The 16,889-nt window shown below is 50.3% G+C and carries 22 protein-coding genes and 1 pseudogene; 22 read left to right on the top strand and 1 reads right to left on the bottom strand.

What is annotated here, in order from left to right; all coding sequences use genetic code 11:
- Window positions 1-155: 155 nt before the first annotated feature.
- The 10 genes and pseudogenes from MMW58_RS19030 to MMW58_RS18980 all read left to right on the top strand — a co-directional run bounded on the left by MMW58_RS19030 (window position 156) and on the right by MMW58_RS18980 (window position 7,167).
- Window positions 156-413, top strand: coding sequence for a hypothetical protein (locus MMW58_RS19030; protein ID WP_241721870.1), 258 nt, complete (start codon window positions 156-158; stop codon window positions 411-413).
- A gap of 151 nt (window positions 414-564) precedes the next feature.
- On the top strand, window positions 565-1,320 hold the full coding sequence (locus MMW58_RS19025) for a TIGR04255 family protein (RefSeq protein ID WP_241721869.1): 756 nt from the start codon (window positions 565-567) through the stop codon (window positions 1,318-1,320).
- A 9-nt stretch (window positions 1,321-1,329) separates the two neighbouring features.
- Window positions 1,330-1,935: a hypothetical protein gene (locus tag MMW58_RS19020; protein ID WP_241721868.1), complete on the top strand. Its 606-nt coding sequence runs from the start codon at window positions 1,330-1,332 to the stop codon at window positions 1,933-1,935.
- Window positions 1,936-1,957: 22 nt separating this feature from the next.
- Window positions 1,958-2,863, top strand: a complete 906-nt coding sequence (locus MMW58_RS19015) for a hypothetical protein (RefSeq protein WP_241721867.1) — start codon at window positions 1,958-1,960, stop codon at window positions 2,861-2,863.
- An 884-nt stretch (window positions 2,864-3,747) separates the two neighbouring features.
- Window positions 3,748-4,068, top strand: a complete 321-nt coding sequence (locus MMW58_RS30350) for a TonB family protein (protein ID WP_371822942.1) — start codon at window positions 3,748-3,750, stop codon at window positions 4,066-4,068.
- Window positions 4,069-4,078: 10 nt separating this feature from the next.
- Window positions 4,079-4,192: pseudogene (locus MMW58_RS19005) on the top strand (DNA polymerase III subunit theta); the annotation flags it as partial.
- Between the two features lie 141 nt (window positions 4,193-4,333).
- Window positions 4,334-4,567 carry a DinI family protein gene (locus tag MMW58_RS19000; protein WP_241721866.1) on the top strand — a complete coding sequence of 78 codons (234 nt, stop codon included), beginning with the start codon at window positions 4,334-4,336 and terminating at the stop codon, window positions 4,565-4,567.
- Between the two features lie 342 nt (window positions 4,568-4,909).
- Window positions 4,910-5,302, top strand: a complete 393-nt coding sequence (locus MMW58_RS18995; protein WP_241721865.1) for a LexA family protein — start codon at window positions 4,910-4,912, stop codon at window positions 5,300-5,302.
- A gap of 199 nt (window positions 5,303-5,501) precedes the next feature.
- Complete coding sequence (locus MMW58_RS18985) at window positions 5,502-6,548, top strand: DUF968 domain-containing protein (RefSeq protein WP_241721864.1); 1,047 nt, start codon at window positions 5,502-5,504, stop codon at window positions 6,546-6,548.
- A gap of 13 nt (window positions 6,549-6,561) precedes the next feature.
- The gene (locus tag MMW58_RS18980; protein WP_241721863.1) at window positions 6,562-7,167 is read left to right on the top strand and encodes a hypothetical protein; all 606 of its coding nucleotides are present in this window, start codon (window positions 6,562-6,564) and stop codon (window positions 7,165-7,167) included.
- 270 nt (window positions 7,168-7,437) lie between these two features.
- Here MMW58_RS18980 and MMW58_RS18975 read toward each other — a convergent pair whose 3' ends face one another.
- The gene (locus MMW58_RS18975) at window positions 7,438-7,842 is read right to left on the bottom strand and encodes a hypothetical protein (RefSeq protein ID WP_241721862.1); all 405 of its coding nucleotides are present in this window, start codon (window positions 7,840-7,842) and stop codon (window positions 7,438-7,440) included.
- Window positions 7,843-7,918: 76 nt separating this feature from the next.
- Here MMW58_RS18975 and MMW58_RS18970 point away from each other — a divergent pair, with 76 nt between their 5' ends.
- The 12 genes from MMW58_RS18970 to MMW58_RS18915 all read left to right on the top strand — a co-directional run bounded on the left by MMW58_RS18970 (window position 7,919) and on the right by MMW58_RS18915 (window position 16,841).
- Window positions 7,919-8,167 (top strand): phage holin, encoded by a 249-nt coding sequence (locus MMW58_RS18970; RefSeq protein ID WP_151351952.1) that lies wholly within the window; start codon window positions 7,919-7,921, stop codon window positions 8,165-8,167.
- Between the two features lies 1 nt (window position 8,168).
- Window positions 8,169-8,708 carry a lysozyme gene (locus MMW58_RS18965; RefSeq protein ID WP_241721861.1) on the top strand — a complete coding sequence of 180 codons (540 nt, stop codon included), beginning with the start codon at window positions 8,169-8,171 and terminating at the stop codon, window positions 8,706-8,708.
- Window positions 8,705-9,055 carry a hypothetical protein gene (locus MMW58_RS18960; protein ID WP_241721860.1) on the top strand — a complete coding sequence of 117 codons (351 nt, stop codon included), beginning with the start codon at window positions 8,705-8,707 and terminating at the stop codon, window positions 9,053-9,055. The genes MMW58_RS18965 and MMW58_RS18960 overlap by 4 nt, the downstream gene beginning before the upstream one ends.
- A gap of 231 nt (window positions 9,056-9,286) precedes the next feature.
- On the top strand, window positions 9,287-9,484 hold the full coding sequence (locus MMW58_RS18955) for a hypothetical protein (protein WP_241721859.1): 198 nt from the start codon (window positions 9,287-9,289) through the stop codon (window positions 9,482-9,484).
- A gap of 91 nt (window positions 9,485-9,575) precedes the next feature.
- Complete coding sequence (locus MMW58_RS18950) at window positions 9,576-10,214, top strand: hypothetical protein (RefSeq protein ID WP_241721858.1); 639 nt, start codon at window positions 9,576-9,578, stop codon at window positions 10,212-10,214.
- A 239-nt stretch (window positions 10,215-10,453) separates the two neighbouring features.
- On the top strand, window positions 10,454-11,017 hold the full coding sequence (locus tag MMW58_RS18945) for a hypothetical protein (protein WP_113807740.1): 564 nt from the start codon (window positions 10,454-10,456) through the stop codon (window positions 11,015-11,017).
- Window positions 10,959-13,082 (top strand): phage terminase large subunit family protein, encoded by a 2,124-nt coding sequence (locus MMW58_RS18940; protein ID WP_241721857.1) that lies wholly within the window; start codon window positions 10,959-10,961, stop codon window positions 13,080-13,082. Before MMW58_RS18945 ends, MMW58_RS18940 begins: the two co-directional genes overlap by 59 nt.
- An 8-nt stretch (window positions 13,083-13,090) precedes the next feature.
- Window positions 13,091-13,354 carry a gpW family head-tail joining protein gene (gene gpW / locus MMW58_RS18935; RefSeq protein WP_032735077.1) on the top strand — a complete coding sequence of 88 codons (264 nt, stop codon included), beginning with the start codon at window positions 13,091-13,093 and terminating at the stop codon, window positions 13,352-13,354.
- A complete protein-coding gene (locus tag MMW58_RS18930) occupies window positions 13,354-14,991 on the top strand; it encodes a phage portal protein (RefSeq protein WP_151351896.1) in 1,638 nt (545 codons plus the stop codon). The genes gpW and MMW58_RS18930 overlap by 1 nt, the downstream gene beginning before the upstream one ends.
- The gene (locus MMW58_RS18925; protein WP_241721856.1) at window positions 14,988-15,857 is read left to right on the top strand and encodes a S49 family peptidase; all 870 of its coding nucleotides are present in this window, start codon (window positions 14,988-14,990) and stop codon (window positions 15,855-15,857) included. The genes MMW58_RS18930 and MMW58_RS18925 overlap by 4 nt, the downstream gene beginning before the upstream one ends.
- A 1-nt stretch (window position 15,858) precedes the next feature.
- Window positions 15,859-16,437 (top strand): hypothetical protein, encoded by a 579-nt coding sequence (locus MMW58_RS18920; RefSeq protein ID WP_241721855.1) that lies wholly within the window; start codon window positions 15,859-15,861, stop codon window positions 16,435-16,437.
- A complete protein-coding gene (locus MMW58_RS18915; RefSeq protein WP_241721854.1) occupies window positions 16,437-16,841 on the top strand; it encodes a head decoration protein in 405 nt (134 codons plus the stop codon). Before MMW58_RS18920 ends, MMW58_RS18915 begins: the two co-directional genes overlap by 1 nt.
- The last annotated feature ends 48 nt before the right edge of the window (window positions 16,842-16,889 follow it).

The raw sequence follows: 16,889 nt of genomic DNA, 5'->3' as shown, positions 1-16,889 counted from the left end.
GAGCTGCTGAAGGATGCGCGCGAATACGCGCCACTAACAGCCGAGCAATGGGAGTTGCTCGCTAATAACTGGCATCAGACGTTTGTCGGGCTATCTGGTGAGGATGACGCTTGCCGCGCCGCCATGTTCGCAGCCGCCCCGCAGGGGGTGAAATAGTGGAACCCTCACTGGAATATGCCTGCAAACGCATAGTAGAGCTGGAAGGGCTTCTGCTGGTGGATGTGCCTGAAACCGTCTGGCCCGCTGAAGTCGCAATGGTTTTTGCTCAGGTAGACAGTGCCGGGGAGCTCCCTACGCACCACCAGCGCCGACTGCAGCACCATATCAACCGCATGTGGTTGGAAAAAATGCCGGTATCGTCAATTATCGCCGCGGCCCGTTCGCTGGCTAACGTCATGGAGAAATACGCGTGAGAGAAATCATCGTTGATAATTTTGCCGGCGATCGGCCCTGCGTCGTAAGAAAGGAGCTATATGGGTATGCCAAGAAAAAGTGTGTAAAAAGCTATGCAGGTGCTCTAAAAGTGTGTAAAAATGAAGGAAAGATAAACCTGAGGGAAGGAAAATGAGTAACGATCTTGTATTCGTTTTGGCTAGAGTGCAGTTTGGTAACGTTACAAATACAAAATTTGCGCAAGTTAGAGATGCCATTCAGGAGCAGCTTAGAGAGGCCTATCCATTTTTAGACCAAAGGGATGATACCACAACGTTCGAGGTACAGTTCGGACCGGAAGGGCAAAAAGTAAACAAGGTTGAAATACCTAGTATCACGCTGGTCTCTGCCGAACGCAATTGGGGGGTGAGGGTTACTACTAGTGATATATACTTATATACTGATTCGTATGTTAATTTTGAGAGTTTTGAACTTAGATTGATAGCTATTCTAGAGAGGCTTGCTCCGATTTTTCCAATATATTACACCGGATTTATTGGTATGAGGTTTTTAAATAAATTTTCTAATTCTGGTGAGCGAGCCTTTCCACTTGCATTCAAGAGATATGAGTTCTTGCAACCTATGTTAGAATCATATAAGGGTGCTGGTTCAAATTTATCGGCCAAGTATCAAACTGATGCAGGCTGGATGAATCTGAATAGTGGCGTAACTGTGAATGGGTCCAGGTTACCACCAGACCTGGAACAGTTTTCTGTTACGCTAAATAGTAAAAGTGAGATATGTGAAGGCCCTTGGGCTCATCTAGACCTTGACTCTCACAAGCCAGATAAGTCGTTAGTGAAATTCGACAAGGATAGAGTGGTTGGTATATTGTCTTCCTTGAGAGATTGTGCTAATAAATTTTACAGTGGAATTGTGAATACATAAGGAGCCACTATGGAATTTGTTGATTATAAAGAATTTGAACAGAACGATAAAACCTATCTTTCTTTTTCGGAAGTGGATGAAAAAACTGGCTGGAGTACTATTGGCTTTATGAAAGTCATCATGTTTTTGGCTATTGCTAGTTTTTCATTTAACAGTGATGCAACATCAACACTTGATCAGTTTGATGTTGGGAATAAGATTAACGAGCGGGTTAAGTCTAATGAGGTCGTGTATTCAGAAACGGACCTTAAAGGTATTAAATCACCTATTCTTGTTTTAAGTGCTAAATTACAGCGTGAATTTGGGTTTAAAAAAGCACAGTGGGCAAGTGTATTGAATGTTGAGAGAAAAACACTGTACAATTGGGAGGAAAAACCTGATTCAACTCCTCATGCTAAAGTAATGACTAATTTAGAAGTCCTAAAAAAATTTAGTGAAGAGATTGATGATGGGCATGCTCCTTTTATCTCAAAGATGACATTTGGTAAGGGGCGAAAAGATGATTTTACTCAAGCCTTTACAACACAACCTTTGTCTATTGAGTTAATGATTTCAGCTTACGAAAAATATTATACTGAAATAGATGGTTTTTACAAAAGACAACTTCTTTCTTAATGTTTAGTTAAGTGAGTTTTCAATGGAACAAAGTAGAGACGAATTTATAAAAGCTGGTTGGGAAAGGGGGTCCTTTGTTTGCTTATCCCAGAACATAAGGTTGCTTGAGTATATACCCTTAGAACTCAAAGAGTTTTTGATATCAACTGCCGATGTCAATGAAGTCTATTTTGTTCCTGTTTTGTACGATTGTGCATTGATCTCTGAAAACTTTACCCAGGAGCCTTGGGTTAATTTAGTTGTGTGTTGGAAATGCAGCAAAAATGATGGCGATGGCAATTTCAAATATTGCAAAAACCCGCGTAAATACCATTTTCCCTTAAATGTCAAAGGAGAACAGGTTTTTTTTGAAACTAATGCCTTAGCAATAACTCATATGAGACGGGATATTTTTCTGCAATCATCAATAATTCCTGATGTCAAATGGCCAGTTTTCGGTCTTGAGACAATGTTAAATTGGTTAACTGAACGAATTAGACAGCCAGTGTTTCCTGATGAATGGAACGATAGATTAAAAAGCAAGAAAAAGTTGCTTGAAAAATTTTACTCAGATCAGACACTTGTTGATAAATGTGCAGGTGTGTTTTTCCATATAACACCATTTAAACAAATAGATAAAGCTGAACGCTACACCGTGTCAGCACTTATTGTCACCCCATCTCTAGAAAATGGCGCTGAGCACAAGAGGTTTAATAGGGAAATGAAACCTAAACTAGATGCATTGAAGGAACAATTACGTCTAATACTTCAAGGTATTGAAAATGTTGAAGTCAAAACTGTATTGGATTTGCAAGAGGATCAATTTACTCGTAAAGAAGAACGCTTGTATAAGCGGTATCAGCTTGAATTTATGACATATAAATCAGGTGGGGATGACAGCATGGTGTTACCTTCAGATTTACAATTTTCTTTTGTTCAGTATGAGTAACTAATTTTATTTAAATAATTATTAATTAGTAAAAAATGAATAGTAAATATTTAATTGAAAGCCCTGCGCTAACAGGGCTTTCGGGGGGCGGAAAGTGCGCTAACACATTCCGTTGAGTATGGAGGTAATCCAACCACAACACTCTTCTTTGACAGGCGAAGTGTAGTGGTTCTCCCAACAAAGTGCAATCTGTATGGGTTTACAGGTATGCAGGGAAACAGAAGCCATGGCTATGGGAACCTGTCGCAAATGTGGAAGTTCTTGCGAGATCATTTTCCGCTACACCGTATGTGTAGATGGGGTGGTACGTCACGCGAAGAAGGGAAGACCTTTCCCTATTCCTCTTTGCAACTGCTCTTCTAAGAAGGCAGCGTAAATAAAAATCTAAACCCGCTTCGGCGGGTTTATTGTTTCTCAATTAACCATGAGGGTTACCGGACTGGTACATCATCGACCGGGACTACCGCGGCGTGAAGTACGTGAAGGGCAAGCAGGTTGCGCGCTGCGGTAATGCAGTCCCGCAGCCTTTTGCCTAGGCCCTAGTAAGGGCTAATCTTCCTGAAATGTGTTAGAAGAGTTAGGCGGTATAGTGTCATACTGAAAAAGAGCTATAGTAGCAATATACTTCCCCCCGCGATGTGGGGGTTATTGGGTAATGCAAGTGATGCTTTTTGATAAAGCAATCATCTTCCCCCGTTTGCGGGGGTGTATGTAGTTAAAGACCCTCATCTTGAGGGTCTTTTTATGTCACAGTGGAGCATCGCAGCCAAAATCCCGGATGAGCAGGACAAGGTTAAGGTCGAGCTTGCAACTTCTGGCGTTGCATAAAAAGAACATCTGAACATGCCGTTCTTCGCTCAAAAACATAACAATTGGTACCTTCGATGAAAAAAATACCTCTTCTGATTTGTGCTGGACTTATATCAAACATGGCATTTGCTGTTGAAAATGCGGAAGAAACAATACCTGTACGAATAAGCTGTCCTTTCCCGTTATATCCTGTTTCCGCAAAAGCTCTAGGGATTGGCGGCACTGTAAAATACGCTGCCTCAGTTAATGAAAAGGGGGAAGTCACTTCTGTCGAGACAACTGGTGATGAGGTCTTTTTTACAGTAACTAAATCAGCAGTGAGAAAGTGTAAGTTTGAGCCCGGAAAGCCTGGTATTTCTCGGAGTACAATAAACTTTCGACCGTCCAGACCGTAAAAGTCACTTCCTGCGCGAATACTTCATGGAGCGCGTCCGCTACTACCGAGAGCAGAGCATCCAGTTGCCGCGGGCTAGTGACCCGCGTTATATCGAGATGGCCGAACAGAACACCAAAAAATAAACCTTATCAATTCAACCCGCTACGGCGGGTTTTTTCTTCCCATCCTGACATTAAGTTAACAATTTGTGCTCTTAAGATATTGAACATTTCCCGGGTTAGGTGTACTGTTTATTTATACAGTATATCAAGGCCGGGGTTACTATGAGAATTGAAATCACAATCGACCGCAAGAAAGCGCTGCCTGATGGTGCAGAGCCAGCGTTGGAAGCTGAACTTCTGCGGCGGTTAAGCCAAAAATACGAGGACTGCAAATTATCAGTTCGCCGCGCCGGGACAGATGGGCTGAGTGTTTTGGGTGGCATTGACGGCGATAGAGAAACGATAGAAGAGATCCTGCAGGAAACGTGGGAAAGCGCCGACGACTGGTTTTATTAATTTTCAGCGTGGCGATTGACCTAGTTTGCTGAGGGGATTTTGTAGTGGGAAAAAAACAAGAAATGCCGAACACCGGCTATGTAGTAATCAGGTGCGATGATGGGGTTATTGTTGCCCGCCTCAGGTCGTTTCCGGTATGTGAGCGCGCTTTGATGTACCGTCGCGGTGATACAGTTTCGTTTATGCCACTGCATCAAGATGAGATCGTGGGGACTCTCTCGTTATTTGCGCAGATGATAGAAAAGGCGAAGTCTGGAGTTGGTTACCAGCTTCCGCCGGGTTCTGTTACACTCTCGTCATAGGCCTGAACAACCTATACCTGCTGCGCCACGGAGAGAAACCATGGCGCAAACCGTCGTAAAACCAGAATCAAATCAGACCGGCAGTCATACCGACAACGCTGGTCTTTCGTCATTCCAGAAACTGACCCCGCGCCAGCAGGAGGTGTTTGATCTCCTTGTTGCGTTCATCCAAAAACACGGTTACCCGCCGACGGCCAGAGAGCTGTCAGATCTGATTGGCGCTGCGTCTCCGAACGCGGCCGCTGAACACCTTCGCGCATTGCGCAGAAAAGGGGTCATCACCATCGCCCCTAATATGTCCCGCGGTATTTCTATCGTCGGTCATAAAGAGCCCTCGCTCGCCGTGCAGCTGCTGCAGGAAATGGTTGATAACGAGCCAGGAGCGCGCGACAGGGCTATTGAGTTCATTCGACTGTATGAGGCCCAGCTATGAAGAGAAGCTGGTTTCAGCATACAGGTTTGACAGAGTCGCAGGCACTGGAGCTGGTGGCGCGCTACCGGAAGGCGAACTACCAGGTAGAGAAGTGCCTATCCCGTGATTTTGTATCGTGGGAGGTTAGCGTGTTTTTACCCGAGTCAGAAAGGGAGCCCCGCGCCGACAGAACCTTCTTACAGAAAATGTGGAGGGACTGATGCGGGCGTTGCTGAAAGTAGATATTGCCCGACATCTGGGGGTTGTGTTGCTGAAGCCTGGGGGCGAACTGATGTCCCTCTTTGGCAAAGGCCGAGTGCTGGTGGAATTGCCGCCCGAGTATATGGACGCTCTGCCTAGCGGACGGCTGGCTGATGCCAGACAACCGCTGCGGGATGATAAAGAGCTCAAATCCTTTTTCATGAATGAGCGGGTCATTGCAGCTGCCGGGGGAGTCAATGCCCTGGAAGCGTGGCTTGAACGTACGGTTAAGCACTGCCAGTGGCCGCATTCAACGTATCATCATCCCGAGTTGGTAAATTTCAGACATGGTCCCGGGGCGATACGTGCCTGCTGGCATTGTGATAACCATCTTCGCAATCAGACCACGCAAACGCTCGATAATCTTGTTATGTCGAACACTGCTGACTGGATTATTGATACGGCACTGATTTATCTGGGATACAACAAAGAACGTATGCTTTCCCTCGCTGAATTGTGCTGGTGGGCAGTCTGCGAGGGTATTGGCAGCGAAATCACAGAGGAAATGGCCCGACGTTCTCTGAAGTTGAAGAGCGAAGGGTTTCAGTCCGTCTACCGCGAAAGCGATATTATGCCGTCCGTACCATCCACCAGCATTTTGAAGGAGCGGCTGGCTTTAATGCCTCCTGCGCCTACCGCACCACCAGAATTACCCCCGGAGCCTCAGGAACCAATTTTAGGTGTGCTCGTTGACCCGGAAGCCCCTTCAACGTTTTTTGCCAGGCCTAAACGTATTCGCTGGGTATCCCCTGATTTTCTTACGTGGGTAAAAACTCAAGCCTGCATGTGTTGTGGCCAGTCCGCGGATGATGCTCACCATCTTATTGGCTGGGGGCAGGGTGGCGTCGGTACAAAAGCCCACGATATTTTTACGATCCCGCTTTGCCGAAAACATCACCGCCAGCTGCATGAAAATCCACGGGCATTCGAACGCGAATACGGTACCCAGCCGGAGCTGATTATTAAACTGCTGGACCGGGCTTATGCGCTCGGCGTTCTGGCGTAAGGAGAAGAACAAAATGACACCACGTCAACGTCGCCTACACAATGCAGGATTAGAAACCATCGCCGCTGCCCCGCGCAAAAGCTGGCTGGGCAAATGTATGTTATTGAATGGCATTCAGTCATCCTGGATTAAATCGCTTCTTACAACATGGGGGGAAGGGATACGAGGCGGTACATCTCCCCGGATGCCGAGAGAGCACGCTTGCTGGAATGTCCTAAGAGGGGCGCGCTGGTCAGATAAAGCGCTGGAACGTTTTACTGTAGCGCTGACTCAGGCCAGGGCTGAGGGGTATCAGGGGCCACTGGCGCTGAAGCGTGCTCACGCGATTCTATGGCCTCAAATGCCTGTCAGCGTCATTGATACTGCTATGCATAATGACGACGTCGATTTTGTTGAGCAATCTGTGCTGCTGGCATTTGAAACAAACGATCCGGTGTATGTCGTCGGGCTTCACTATTACACCACGCGTAAGAAAATATCAGATATCACCAGGGAGGTTAGGGTTGTCGCGCCGTGGCTCACTGATGGTGAGGCGCGGAAGCGCGTACGCTGGTGTCTGGAGATATTCAGAGCGAAGGTCTTTCTGTCATCCCGTAAACTTTTGGCGGAAGAGGAATAAGAGTTATTTTAGCTATTAGTGCTATTTTTTGGTGTTAGTATTGAAAATGGGCCAGAAATTTAGATAATCCATTCATGCTTGGCAGAGCTGCGCCACTCGGCAGCGGTAAAAGCGACAATTTGACTATAACGAGAACCCCGCCAGCGCGGGGTTTTTGCTTTCCGGCGATACGACAGGGGTATTCGCAAGATGCAATGCATCAGTACCCCTGTCATATCGCCGTGATTCATATTACAAAACTAAATCTTATGGCTGCGTTGCTATAGTTATCTAGTTATCCAATTTCCCTGTAGCAAGGCAGTGTTCAGCCTCACCTCGACTCTTTGCGTTGTCCTGACAAAATTTAGTCACTTCAGGAGAAGCCTCTGGCGCTTCTCGCAAATACCCATAAATCGTGGCCAAACCACTATTTTCGCAAGCTTCCGCATATGCATAGGTTGCCTTCTCCTCGAAGGTGGTTCTTTTCCCCGGATGAGCGTTTCCATCGGCGTTAAACGCTTTGAGCTTTTCTATTGCGTAGTTGCAATCAGCTTGGGTGAGTTGTGCGGCAAAACCCTGAGAGGCAAAAAAGCAAAGAGCTAAGGGAATGGATAAACGTAGATTCATATTAAAACCCGCAAATAAAGAACTGAGTGAAAAATGAGTATTTTTCGTTAGGAAGTTAATTCTTAGCATATTTCCTCAATACCACCTAGCTGGTGGACTTTTAAACCTCAAACACAGCACCCGCTAACTACGCGAGGTGGAGACTATGAAAATGCCTGACAAAATATTTTCGGCGGCCTCGTACTGCACGTCAGGCGGCCTTATCTGTACTGGTTTGGCGCGAACCTACGACTGGTTTCACGGGCTGGACTGGAATTTTATAGCCCTGGCTAGCGGCGTGATAATTGGCGTCGCCACCTACCTGACCAATCTCTACTTCAAGCGCCGCTGGACGAAGATGTATCAACAGTCCCTTGATCGTGGCTATGGCGGTCCACCACCGCAGGATAACTAAGATGACTAACCTGAAGACAAAACTCAGCGCGGCCATGCTGGCGCTTATTGCCGCCGGCGCATCAGCTCCCGTTCTCATGGATCAGTTCCTGAATGAGAAAGAGGGCAACAGCCTGACGTCATACCGTGATGGTTCCGGGATCTGGACGAGTTGCCGCGGTGCTACTCGCATTGATGGTAAGCCCGTAACGCAGGGAATGAAGTTAACCCAGGACAAATGCGACCAGGTAAACGCTATCGAGCGTAACAAGGCTCTGGCGTGGGTAGACAAGAACATCAAGGTTTCGCTGACGGCGCCGCAAAAAGTCGGCATCGCCAGTTTCTGCCCGTACAACATCGGCCCCGGTAAATGTTTTCCCTCGACGTTCTATCAGCGGATCAATGCCGGAGACCGTAAGGGTGCCTGTGAAGCGATCCGTTGGTGGATTAAAGACGGTGGTCGTGACTGCCGGCTGACCAAAGGCCAGAAGAACGGCTGCTACGGTCAAGTTGAACGGCGTGACCAGGAAAGCGCATTGACATGCTGGGGATTGGACCAATGAGCCGCTTAACCGCCATTATCTGCGCAGTGGTTATCCTGCTGGCGTCCTGCGTCATTTCATGGCGCTCTGGCTGGAATTCTCACGCTGACCATATCAACGCTCAGGCAGCTAAGAAGAAAGAGAAAGCCGAAAAAGCTATTCAGCCGGTAGAACAAAAGGCCGCTGCCGCTACAGAAGAGGGCAAGGTCATCTACCGAACCATAACCCGCGACGTGGTGAAATATGTCCAATCTCCGAATCGTACTGTGTGCAGGTTTGACGATGATGCTGTGCAGCTGCGCCAGCGTGCCATCGACGCTGCCAACGCCATCCCCGGATTTGATGAGCCCGCCGTGCAAGGTAAGTGACGCCGGAAAAGACAGCGACGAAGACCTGCAAGCTGATATCGAAACAGCTCAGTGTCTTCGGCAGCTCCGGTTAGATAAATATCGCTGGCAAGCCTACTACCGAGCGGTAAGCCAGTCGCAGGAATAATACACAAAGTGTATGAATTGATATCTGATACCTCTACTAAATCTATGGAAATGATGCTAAATAGATATTGATGTTTAATCTTTTCAGTTTCTAAGGAGAATCAAATGACACTAGAGGAAATGCTAGAACAGCTACAACCTGGTCAAGATTTAGAATTAAAGTTTACGCCACATACAGCAACAATTTTGCGTGCCATGGCTGATCGAATTGAATCAGGAAAAGAGGTCGCATTAGAAAGTAAGTTGTTTATGAGTGTTGATTATCCCGGCGTGGTTCAATACAGCTTTATTTTTAAAGGCTGACTCATAAATCACCATGTGAATATGTGACATAGCTCTCAAAAGGCCACCTTCGGGTGGCTTTTTTAATGGCTTTAACCAATGGTGGGTAAACATGGCAACTCTGAAGGATCTTTCCCGCCAGTTAACGCAGTTGCAGAAACAAATACCCTTCGCCACTGCTCAGGCTATGACAACGGTCGTGCGAGAAATTGCCACAGCGCAAAAAGTAGCGCTGGGTCGAAAGCTGGAATCGCCGACGCCGTTCACGGTTAATGCAGTGGGCTCATTGGGGGCCAGAAAGAACAACCTCCGAGCGAAGGTTTATGTGCGTGATATCGCCGCCGAGTATCTGGAGCCGTTCGAGTTTGGTGGTGAGCATAAGCTGAACAGCCAGGCGCTACTCAACCCGAAGAACATCAAACTGAACAAGTACGGCAACATGCCGCGCAATAAGCTTTCACAGATGAAAGCGAAGCCAAATGTGTTCGTCGGTGAGGTGAATGGCGTCAACGCTGTCTGGCAGCGCAGGAAGCCGAAGAAGGCGAAGAAGAAACGGGCAAAACGTTCAGCGAATGGTACGCGCAGGCCGAAGCCGAAACAGCGCTCTCCTAAGCTGCTGGTGAGGTTTGGTGATGCTCTGCCCGTAACGCCGGTACTTGGGTACATGGACCGCTCACGAACTATGGCGGAAGCATTGATGCCCGGCGCGCTGAGCCGTGCCATCGCTGACGCGATCCGGACGGCGAGGTGACCCCTCCCCTGGGGTTTGGGTCCTTCCTGAGACTTTTGTAAGGCACGGGCATTGCGCGCCGCGGTGTTTTTGTAGCTACAACTTTTTATTTTGTGTCCCATGTCCCACCTCAAAGGATCGCCAGCCACGCCAGAGCCAGCACGGATTATTCCATTTATTCCAGTGGGACATTCGTGTGGGACATTGCAAAAATGTCCCAGGTAAATGTCCCAACTACAAAATGTCCCAGGTGATGTCCCATGACCACGATGAATCAGAGCCAGTATGCGCAGCACTCGGGTGTCGATCGCAAAACAATTGGGCGCTGGATTAAAGCCGGCCGTTTCATTGTGATGGACGGTGACCTGATTGATGTTGAGGCGAGCGATGCAGCGCTGAAGAAAAATCGCGACGGAAAGGATCCGCGTGCATCGAACGCGAAGAAAAAGAAAACGCCGGCGGTTATTGATGATGGCGATGACGAAATTGAAGACACCGCCAGAAAAATCATCCTCACCGAAGGTGCTGATCTCACCCGGGAGGAAGCCGCGCGGGTGCGCGAAAACTATATGGCTCTGCTGGCCAAACTACAGTATGAAAAAGACAGTGGCCAGACGATTGAACTGGTCGCCGCCGAGGAGATTCTTTTCAACGCCTTTCGCCAACAGCGTGATGCCTGGATGAACTGGCCTTCCCGGGTGGCGCCACTTATGGCTGCTGATCTGGATGTGCCGGCGGACAGGATGACAGAGGTGCTGATCGAACATGTCCACAAACATATCTCAGTCCTCGGAGAGCCAGAATTTAACTCAGCTGAAGATTGAACGACTTCAACTGAGTGTCAGAAAAGGATGGACACCGCCGCCGCGTATCAGCGTGCCGCAATGGGCGGATGACTACAGGAAGCTGGCGAAGGAGGCCGGGAGCACATCAGGGAACTGGGAGACTTCGACCGTAGAGATTGCACGCGGGCCGATGCTGGCGGCGACTGAATCCGGCGTGCATGTCGTCACGGTGATGTGCTGCACACAGCTGATGAAAACGGCATTGCTGGAAAACCTGTTTGGCTATTTCGCTCACCTCGACCCATGTCCGATTTTGCTCCTTCAGCCGAAAGAAGAGGCGGCAGAGCAGTTTTCAAAAGAGCGTATCAGCCCGCTGGTGCGGGTGACGCCGGTTCTACGGAAAATCATCGGCGATTCAAAACAGAAGAGTTCGAAAGAAACCATCCTCTATAAGGCGTTTACGGGCGGATTTCTGGCGCTGGCTGGCGCCGGTAGCCCGGACAACCTGGCACGCCGACCTATCCGTGTTCTACTGGCGGATGAGGTGGATAAATACCCGATTACCCGCGAGGGCGATCCGATCACCCTCGCGGAGGAACGAACCGCAACGTTTGGCCTGACCTGGCTCTCTGTCCGCGCCTGTTCGCCGACCGTTGAGGACGAAAGCCGGATTGCAGATAGCTATGCTGAATCTGACCAGCGCCGGGCCTCTGTGATTTGTCCGCACTGCGGGCATCGGCAGTTTCTGGATTTTTTCAAACACGTTCAGTGGCCGAAAGAGGGTGATAAACACCTGACGAAATCAGCCATGATCCACTGTGAATGCTGCGGCGCAGGATGGTCTGAAGGTGAAAGACTCCGGGCGTTACAAACCATTCGCTGGCACCAGACCCGGCCGTTTGAGTGCTGTGGTGCGCGACATTCCCCGTTGCTTGAGTACGATCTCGCCTGGCGGGCGAATGACGAAAATAGTGTGGCTGCTGTCTGGAAATGGTCTGAATCACCACGGCATGCGGTCTACCGGGCAATTTGTCCGGATTGCGGCAAAGAGGCTGTCGATAACCACCACGCCGGTTATCAGGCCTCCAAACTGTTCAGCCCCTGGCAGAAAGATAAACCGTCGGATATCGCGGGAAAATATATCAAGGCGAAGGGGGATCCGGATAAAGAGCAAGCCTGGTGGAACACACAAATGGGATTGCCACACAGACCCAACCACGGCAAGCAGCTGCCGGTTGATATTCTGCTGGCGCGTCGTGAAGTATTCCCGGCCATCGTTCCTGATGGCGTGGCTTTGTTAACTGCAGGCGTAGATACCCAGGATGATCGTTTCGAAATCACGATCACCGGTTGGGGAAGGGATGAGGAGTCATGGTCGGTTTCCCACGATGTGATTTATGGCGATCTGGAAACGGATGAGCCCTGGAAACGACTCGATGCGTACCTGAAACAGATCTGGCGCCGGGGTGATGGTCGTGGACTAAACATCATGGCGACATGCATGGACTCCGGCGGCCACCACACGCAAAAGGTTTACGAATTTGCTAAGGAACGTTTAGGGCGTCGTGTATGGGCGATCAAAGGTGAGTCTGCTCAGAGCGGCAGGCGTAACCCGGTCTGGCCGACAAAGCGCCCGACATCGAAAAGCAAAGCCACTTTCCGGCCAATTATCATCGGTGTGAACTCTGCCAAGGATGTGGTGCGCGGTCGCCTCCACCTGGACCCTCCTGCGCCGGGCGCAGCTTCGGCGGGTTATATGCATTTCCCGGATGACCGTGATCTGGGGTATTTCAACCAGCTGCTGGCCGAACGTCTTGTTTACAAAGTGACTGCCGGCCAGCGCTTCAGTGTCTGGGAACAGATACCTGGGCGGGCGAACGAAGCGCTCGACTGCCTCGTTTATAGCTATGCTGCGTTATGCGGGCTCAAACATATGGGATTAAAACTCAACGTTCGAGCCGCCAACCTCGAAGCCAACCCTGAAAAATTCCTGCCGGCACCTGCCGTACCAGAAGAAAAAATCAGCTACGAGTTACCCGGCGCGGTTATTGAAGAACCGGCGCCCGTTAAGCGTAAGCAAATTTCTAAACTCCTGCCGCAATAAGGAAAACCATGTTCAACCGGAATACCAGTCTGCTGGCTGGCTCGATGACTGATGAGCAGCTCAGGGACGCCCTGCAGAAAGCTCAGCAGGCATACATTGATTTAACAACCGGGAGTCGCGGTGTTTCATTTTCCTATTCGCAGGGAGACGGGACACGGTCGGTGTCTTATCAGCAAAGTTCTCTGGCTGACCTGCTGGCGCTGATTCAGTTACTGCAGGCGCAACTGGGGATCGTCGCGAGACCGCGGAAGCCAGTGAGGTTTCGATTCTGATGAATAAAGTGCAAATTCTTGGCCCGGATGGTACTCCGTATCGCGCACCGCGGCCCAGCATGCTGACGGGCGGCAGTCGGGTACCTTATGACGCCGCCGATTCGTTTAGTGATCAGCTTGCGAACTGGCAGCCAGCGTTATGGTCGCCAGACAACGAAATCAACATCTATCGCGATCGCATTGTTTCCCGCGCCCGTGACCTGGTCCGTAACGACGGGTGGGCGAACGGCGCGGTAACCCGCCTTCTGGATAATGCCGTCGGCGCCAATTTCCGGCCCATTATGAAACCCGATTACCGTGTGCTGCGTATGGTCACAGGTAACAAAGCCTTCGATTCGACATGGGCGGAAGAGTATGGCAAGGCGCTTGAAGCGCACTGGCGCACCTGGGCGTATGACACCGGGCGGTACTGCGATGTTGAACGTAAGATAACGGTTCCTCAGATGTTGCGTCTGGCCTTCCGCCACAAACTTATTGACGGGGATGCGTTGATGGTCCTCCAGTATCGCCCGGATCGGTTAGGGCGCGGCAGGGGGCGATACGCCACAACAATTCAGGTTGTCGATCCGGACAGACTCAGTAACCCGCAGCAGAATTTTGATATGCCGAATATTCGCGGTGGCGTGGAGATTGATGATGACGGCGCGCCGATTGCTTATCACATCCGCGAGGCGCATATCGGTGACTGGTGGAGCGGCGCCAAAACCATGACATGGCGGCGTATACCTCGCGAAACCTCCTGGGGGCGTCCGCATGTCGTCCATGATTTCGACCATGAGCGGGGTGCTCAACACCGGGGCAATGGCATCCTGACGCCGGTCATTCAGCGTCTGAAAATGCTGGTGAAATATGACCAGAGCGAACTGGAGGCCGCCATTCTGAATGCCATTTTCGCTGCCTATATCGAGTCACCGTACGATTCCGAAATGGTTCAGGCTGCGATGGGGGAAAACTTCGATGACACCAGTTTGGGTGCCTATCAGGATGGCCGTGTGGAATTTCACAATGACCGCCGGCTGACTCTGCAAAATGGCGCCCGGATGCCAATTCTTTACCCTGGTGAAAAAATCACAACGGTTAACGCCGCCCGGCCGTACAGCAACTTTGAGGTGTTCGAATCGGCCGTGCTGCGTAACTTCTCATCCGGTACCGGGCTTTCTCCGCAGCAGGTCACTCAGGACTGGTCTGATGTTAACTACAGCTCCGCGCGATCTTCATTGCTGGAAGCGTGGAAGACACTGACCCGACGTCGTGATGATTTTTCAATGGGTACCGCGCAGCCTGTGCTGACTGCATTTGCAGAGGAAGTTCATGATAACGAGGACCTGCCTTTGCCATCGGGAGCTCCCGACTTTGTAGAGGCACGTGCTGCCTATTCCCGTGCGCGCTGGATGGGGCCAGGCCGTGGCTGGGTGGATCCGGTTGCAGAGAAAAAAGGCGCGATTCTTGGTCTGGATGCGGGTCTTTCCACACTCGAAATTGAAGTGGGGGAAAACGTCGGCGAGGACTGGGAAGAAGTGCTGGACCAACGACAGCTGGAAATTGAGTCCTGCCTGAAACGCGGGCTTCCATTACCCAGCTGGGCGCAGGCGGACAAGTTCGCCAGCGAAACAATCAAAGATCCGGAGGAAAAGTGAATCTACCTCATCTGGCGCAGCGGCTGTTTAATACGCCGCTGGCCCTTCATCCGAATAAAGCCGAGGTCATCATGGCCGCGGTCATGGACCGGTTTGGTATCAGCAGAATCGAATCCTCTCTGGCGATGGAAGACGATGACTGGTACGGCTACGACGACAAACGTGGCCGGGAGTCAAAGCGAGACCCCGGATATGACAACGTGGCCGGGGTAGCCGTGATCCCCATCTGCGGTACGCTGGTTCAAAAACTGGGAAGTCTGCGACCATATAGCGGCATGACCGGTTATGACGGCATCCGCCAGTCATTTCTGACCGCGCTGGCGGACCCGGAAGTTAACGGTATCTGCCTTGATATTGATTCGCCCGGCGGTGAAGTGGCAGGGTGTTTTGATCTCGTGGATGAAATTTATAACGCCCGGGGCGCGAAACCTATCCATGCCATTCTGACCGAAAATGCGTATTCCGCGGCGTATGCGATTGCCAGTGCTGCTGACCGTATTTCCGTTCCCCGGACCGGCGGTGTGGGTTCCGTCGGTGTTATCACCATGCACCTGGACTGGACGCAGCGAATTAAAGACGACGGTCTGAAAGTGACGATCATTACCTTCGGAAGCCGTAAAGCAGAAGGTTCGCCATTACGCGAACTCTCTGAAGAAGCGTTCAATGCCATCCAGCAGGACATTAACGCAATGGGGGAATTGTTTGTGAATACCGTCGCCAGAAATCGGGGGATTAGCGCGAAGGTGATTAAAGGTACTCAGGCCGCCTGTTTTATGGCTGCTGATGGTGTGGAGCTTGGACTGGCTGATGAGGTATGCCCTCCTGATGCTGCGTTCAGGCGTTTACTTGAAAAAACAGGAGCCTGAAATGGCAAAGAAACCGTTTAGTTTTGCCCACCTTATTGGACTTGGCGCGTCGGCTTCCGAAGAGGAAGACGATAAAAAATCCCAAAAGGCGAAATCCCGTCGTGCTGAAGACGATGAGCGTGATGATGACGCTGAAGACGATGAGCGTGACGACGACGCCGAAGAAGACGAGCGCGATGATGATGCGGAAGATGACGATGACGATCCGGATGCTTCCGAAGAGGATGATTCCGACGATGACGATGACCGCAAAGAAGGCAAAGTGGCTAAAAGTGCCCGCATTGCTGAGCGTAAACGTTGCGCTCGCATCTTCGGCAGTAAGCATGCTGCTGCAAACCCATCACTGGCCGCCTCGCTCGCATTCAATACCGGGATGAGCGCTGCCGCCGCTATCGACGTTCTGGCATCTACCGCGCCAGCGTCGCAACCGCAGGCGACACGTAAGCGCTCTCTCGATCAGCGCATGCAGGAAAGCCATGATGTCCGGCTTGGGCTGGATGGGGATAAACCATCTGGCGGTAAAGCGACACTGGTGAACAAAATGACCAGTCTCTACAACTCCACCAAAGGAGAGAAATAATGGATCAGTATGGTCAGAATCAGTTTGCTCCGGGTATGAAAAGTGCCTTGTTTATGCCGGACCAGCTCATCGCCGGTACGCTTCAGGTAGTTACCGATACCGGCATTATCACCGGTGGGACCTATAAGCGCGGAACGGTGCTGGGAGTGGTCACCGCCAGCGGAAAATACACTGCTTGTGTGAAAACGGCTGAAGATGGCAGTGAAACGCCTGTGGCAATTCTTGTTGATAATGTCGATGCCGCGTCAGCCGATCAGAATGGCGGACTCTATCTGATGGGCGAGTTCAACCAGAACCATATCATTATTGATGCATCATGGACTCTGGCGGCAATGAAAACGGCGCTGCGCCCGCTGGCTATTTTCCTGAAAGACAGCACTCAGGCCCCTGTAGTCGCTTCCTGATTTAACCCTCTTACCTCTGACCCAATGCTTTAACCGGCAGGGGCTGAC

Source organism: Klebsiella sp. HC6 (assembly GCF_022605325.1).
Lineage (GTDB): Bacteria > Pseudomonadota > Gammaproteobacteria > Enterobacterales > Enterobacteriaceae > Klebsiella > Klebsiella terrigena.
Note: the sequence above shows the minus strand (reverse complement) of the source record. Positions and strands in the feature narration are given on the sequence as shown.

What these genes read in the sequence shown, in the direction of transcription:
- MMW58_RS19025 (WP_241721869.1), top strand. Translation starts at nt 565, where the DNA reads ATGAGTAACGATCTTGTATTCGTTTTGGCTAGAGTGCAGTTTGGTAAC.
- MMW58_RS19020 (WP_241721868.1), top strand. Translation starts at nt 1,330, where the DNA reads ATGGAATTTGTTGATTATAAAGAATTTGAACAGAACGATAAAACCTAT.
- MMW58_RS19015 (WP_241721867.1), top strand. Translation starts at nt 1,958, where the DNA reads ATGGAACAAAGTAGAGACGAATTTATAAAAGCTGGTTGGGAAAGGGGG.
- MMW58_RS30350 (WP_371822942.1), top strand. Translation starts at nt 3,748, where the DNA reads ATGAAAAAAATACCTCTTCTGATTTGTGCTGGACTTATATCAAACATG.
- MMW58_RS19000 (WP_241721866.1), top strand. Translation starts at nt 4,334, where the DNA reads ATGAGAATTGAAATCACAATCGACCGCAAGAAAGCGCTGCCTGATGGT.
- MMW58_RS18995 (WP_241721865.1), top strand. Translation starts at nt 4,910, where the DNA reads ATGGCGCAAACCGTCGTAAAACCAGAATCAAATCAGACCGGCAGTCAT.
- MMW58_RS18985 (WP_241721864.1), top strand. Translation starts at nt 5,502, where the DNA reads ATGCGGGCGTTGCTGAAAGTAGATATTGCCCGACATCTGGGGGTTGTG.
- MMW58_RS18980 (WP_241721863.1), top strand. Translation starts at nt 6,562, where the DNA reads ATGACACCACGTCAACGTCGCCTACACAATGCAGGATTAGAAACCATC.
- MMW58_RS18975 (WP_241721862.1), bottom strand. Translation starts at nt 7,842, where the DNA reads ATGCTAAGAATTAACTTCCTAACGAAAAATACTCATTTTTCACTCAGT.
- MMW58_RS18970 (WP_151351952.1), top strand. Translation starts at nt 7,919, where the DNA reads ATGAAAATGCCTGACAAAATATTTTCGGCGGCCTCGTACTGCACGTCA.
- MMW58_RS18965 (WP_241721861.1), top strand. Translation starts at nt 8,169, where the DNA reads ATGACTAACCTGAAGACAAAACTCAGCGCGGCCATGCTGGCGCTTATT.
- MMW58_RS18960 (WP_241721860.1), top strand. Translation starts at nt 8,705, where the DNA reads ATGAGCCGCTTAACCGCCATTATCTGCGCAGTGGTTATCCTGCTGGCG.
- MMW58_RS18955 (WP_241721859.1), top strand. Translation starts at nt 9,287, where the DNA reads ATGACACTAGAGGAAATGCTAGAACAGCTACAACCTGGTCAAGATTTA.
- MMW58_RS18950 (WP_241721858.1), top strand. Translation starts at nt 9,576, where the DNA reads ATGGCAACTCTGAAGGATCTTTCCCGCCAGTTAACGCAGTTGCAGAAA.
- MMW58_RS18945 (WP_113807740.1), top strand. Translation starts at nt 10,454, where the DNA reads ATGACCACGATGAATCAGAGCCAGTATGCGCAGCACTCGGGTGTCGAT.
- MMW58_RS18940 (WP_241721857.1), top strand. Translation starts at nt 10,959, where the DNA reads ATGTCCACAAACATATCTCAGTCCTCGGAGAGCCAGAATTTAACTCAG.
- gpW (WP_032735077.1), top strand. Translation starts at nt 13,091, where the DNA reads ATGTTCAACCGGAATACCAGTCTGCTGGCTGGCTCGATGACTGATGAG.
- MMW58_RS18930 (WP_151351896.1), top strand. Translation starts at nt 13,354, where the DNA reads ATGAATAAAGTGCAAATTCTTGGCCCGGATGGTACTCCGTATCGCGCA.
- MMW58_RS18920 (WP_241721855.1), top strand. Translation starts at nt 15,859, where the DNA reads ATGGCAAAGAAACCGTTTAGTTTTGCCCACCTTATTGGACTTGGCGCG.
- MMW58_RS18915 (WP_241721854.1), top strand. Translation starts at nt 16,437, where the DNA reads ATGGATCAGTATGGTCAGAATCAGTTTGCTCCGGGTATGAAAAGTGCC.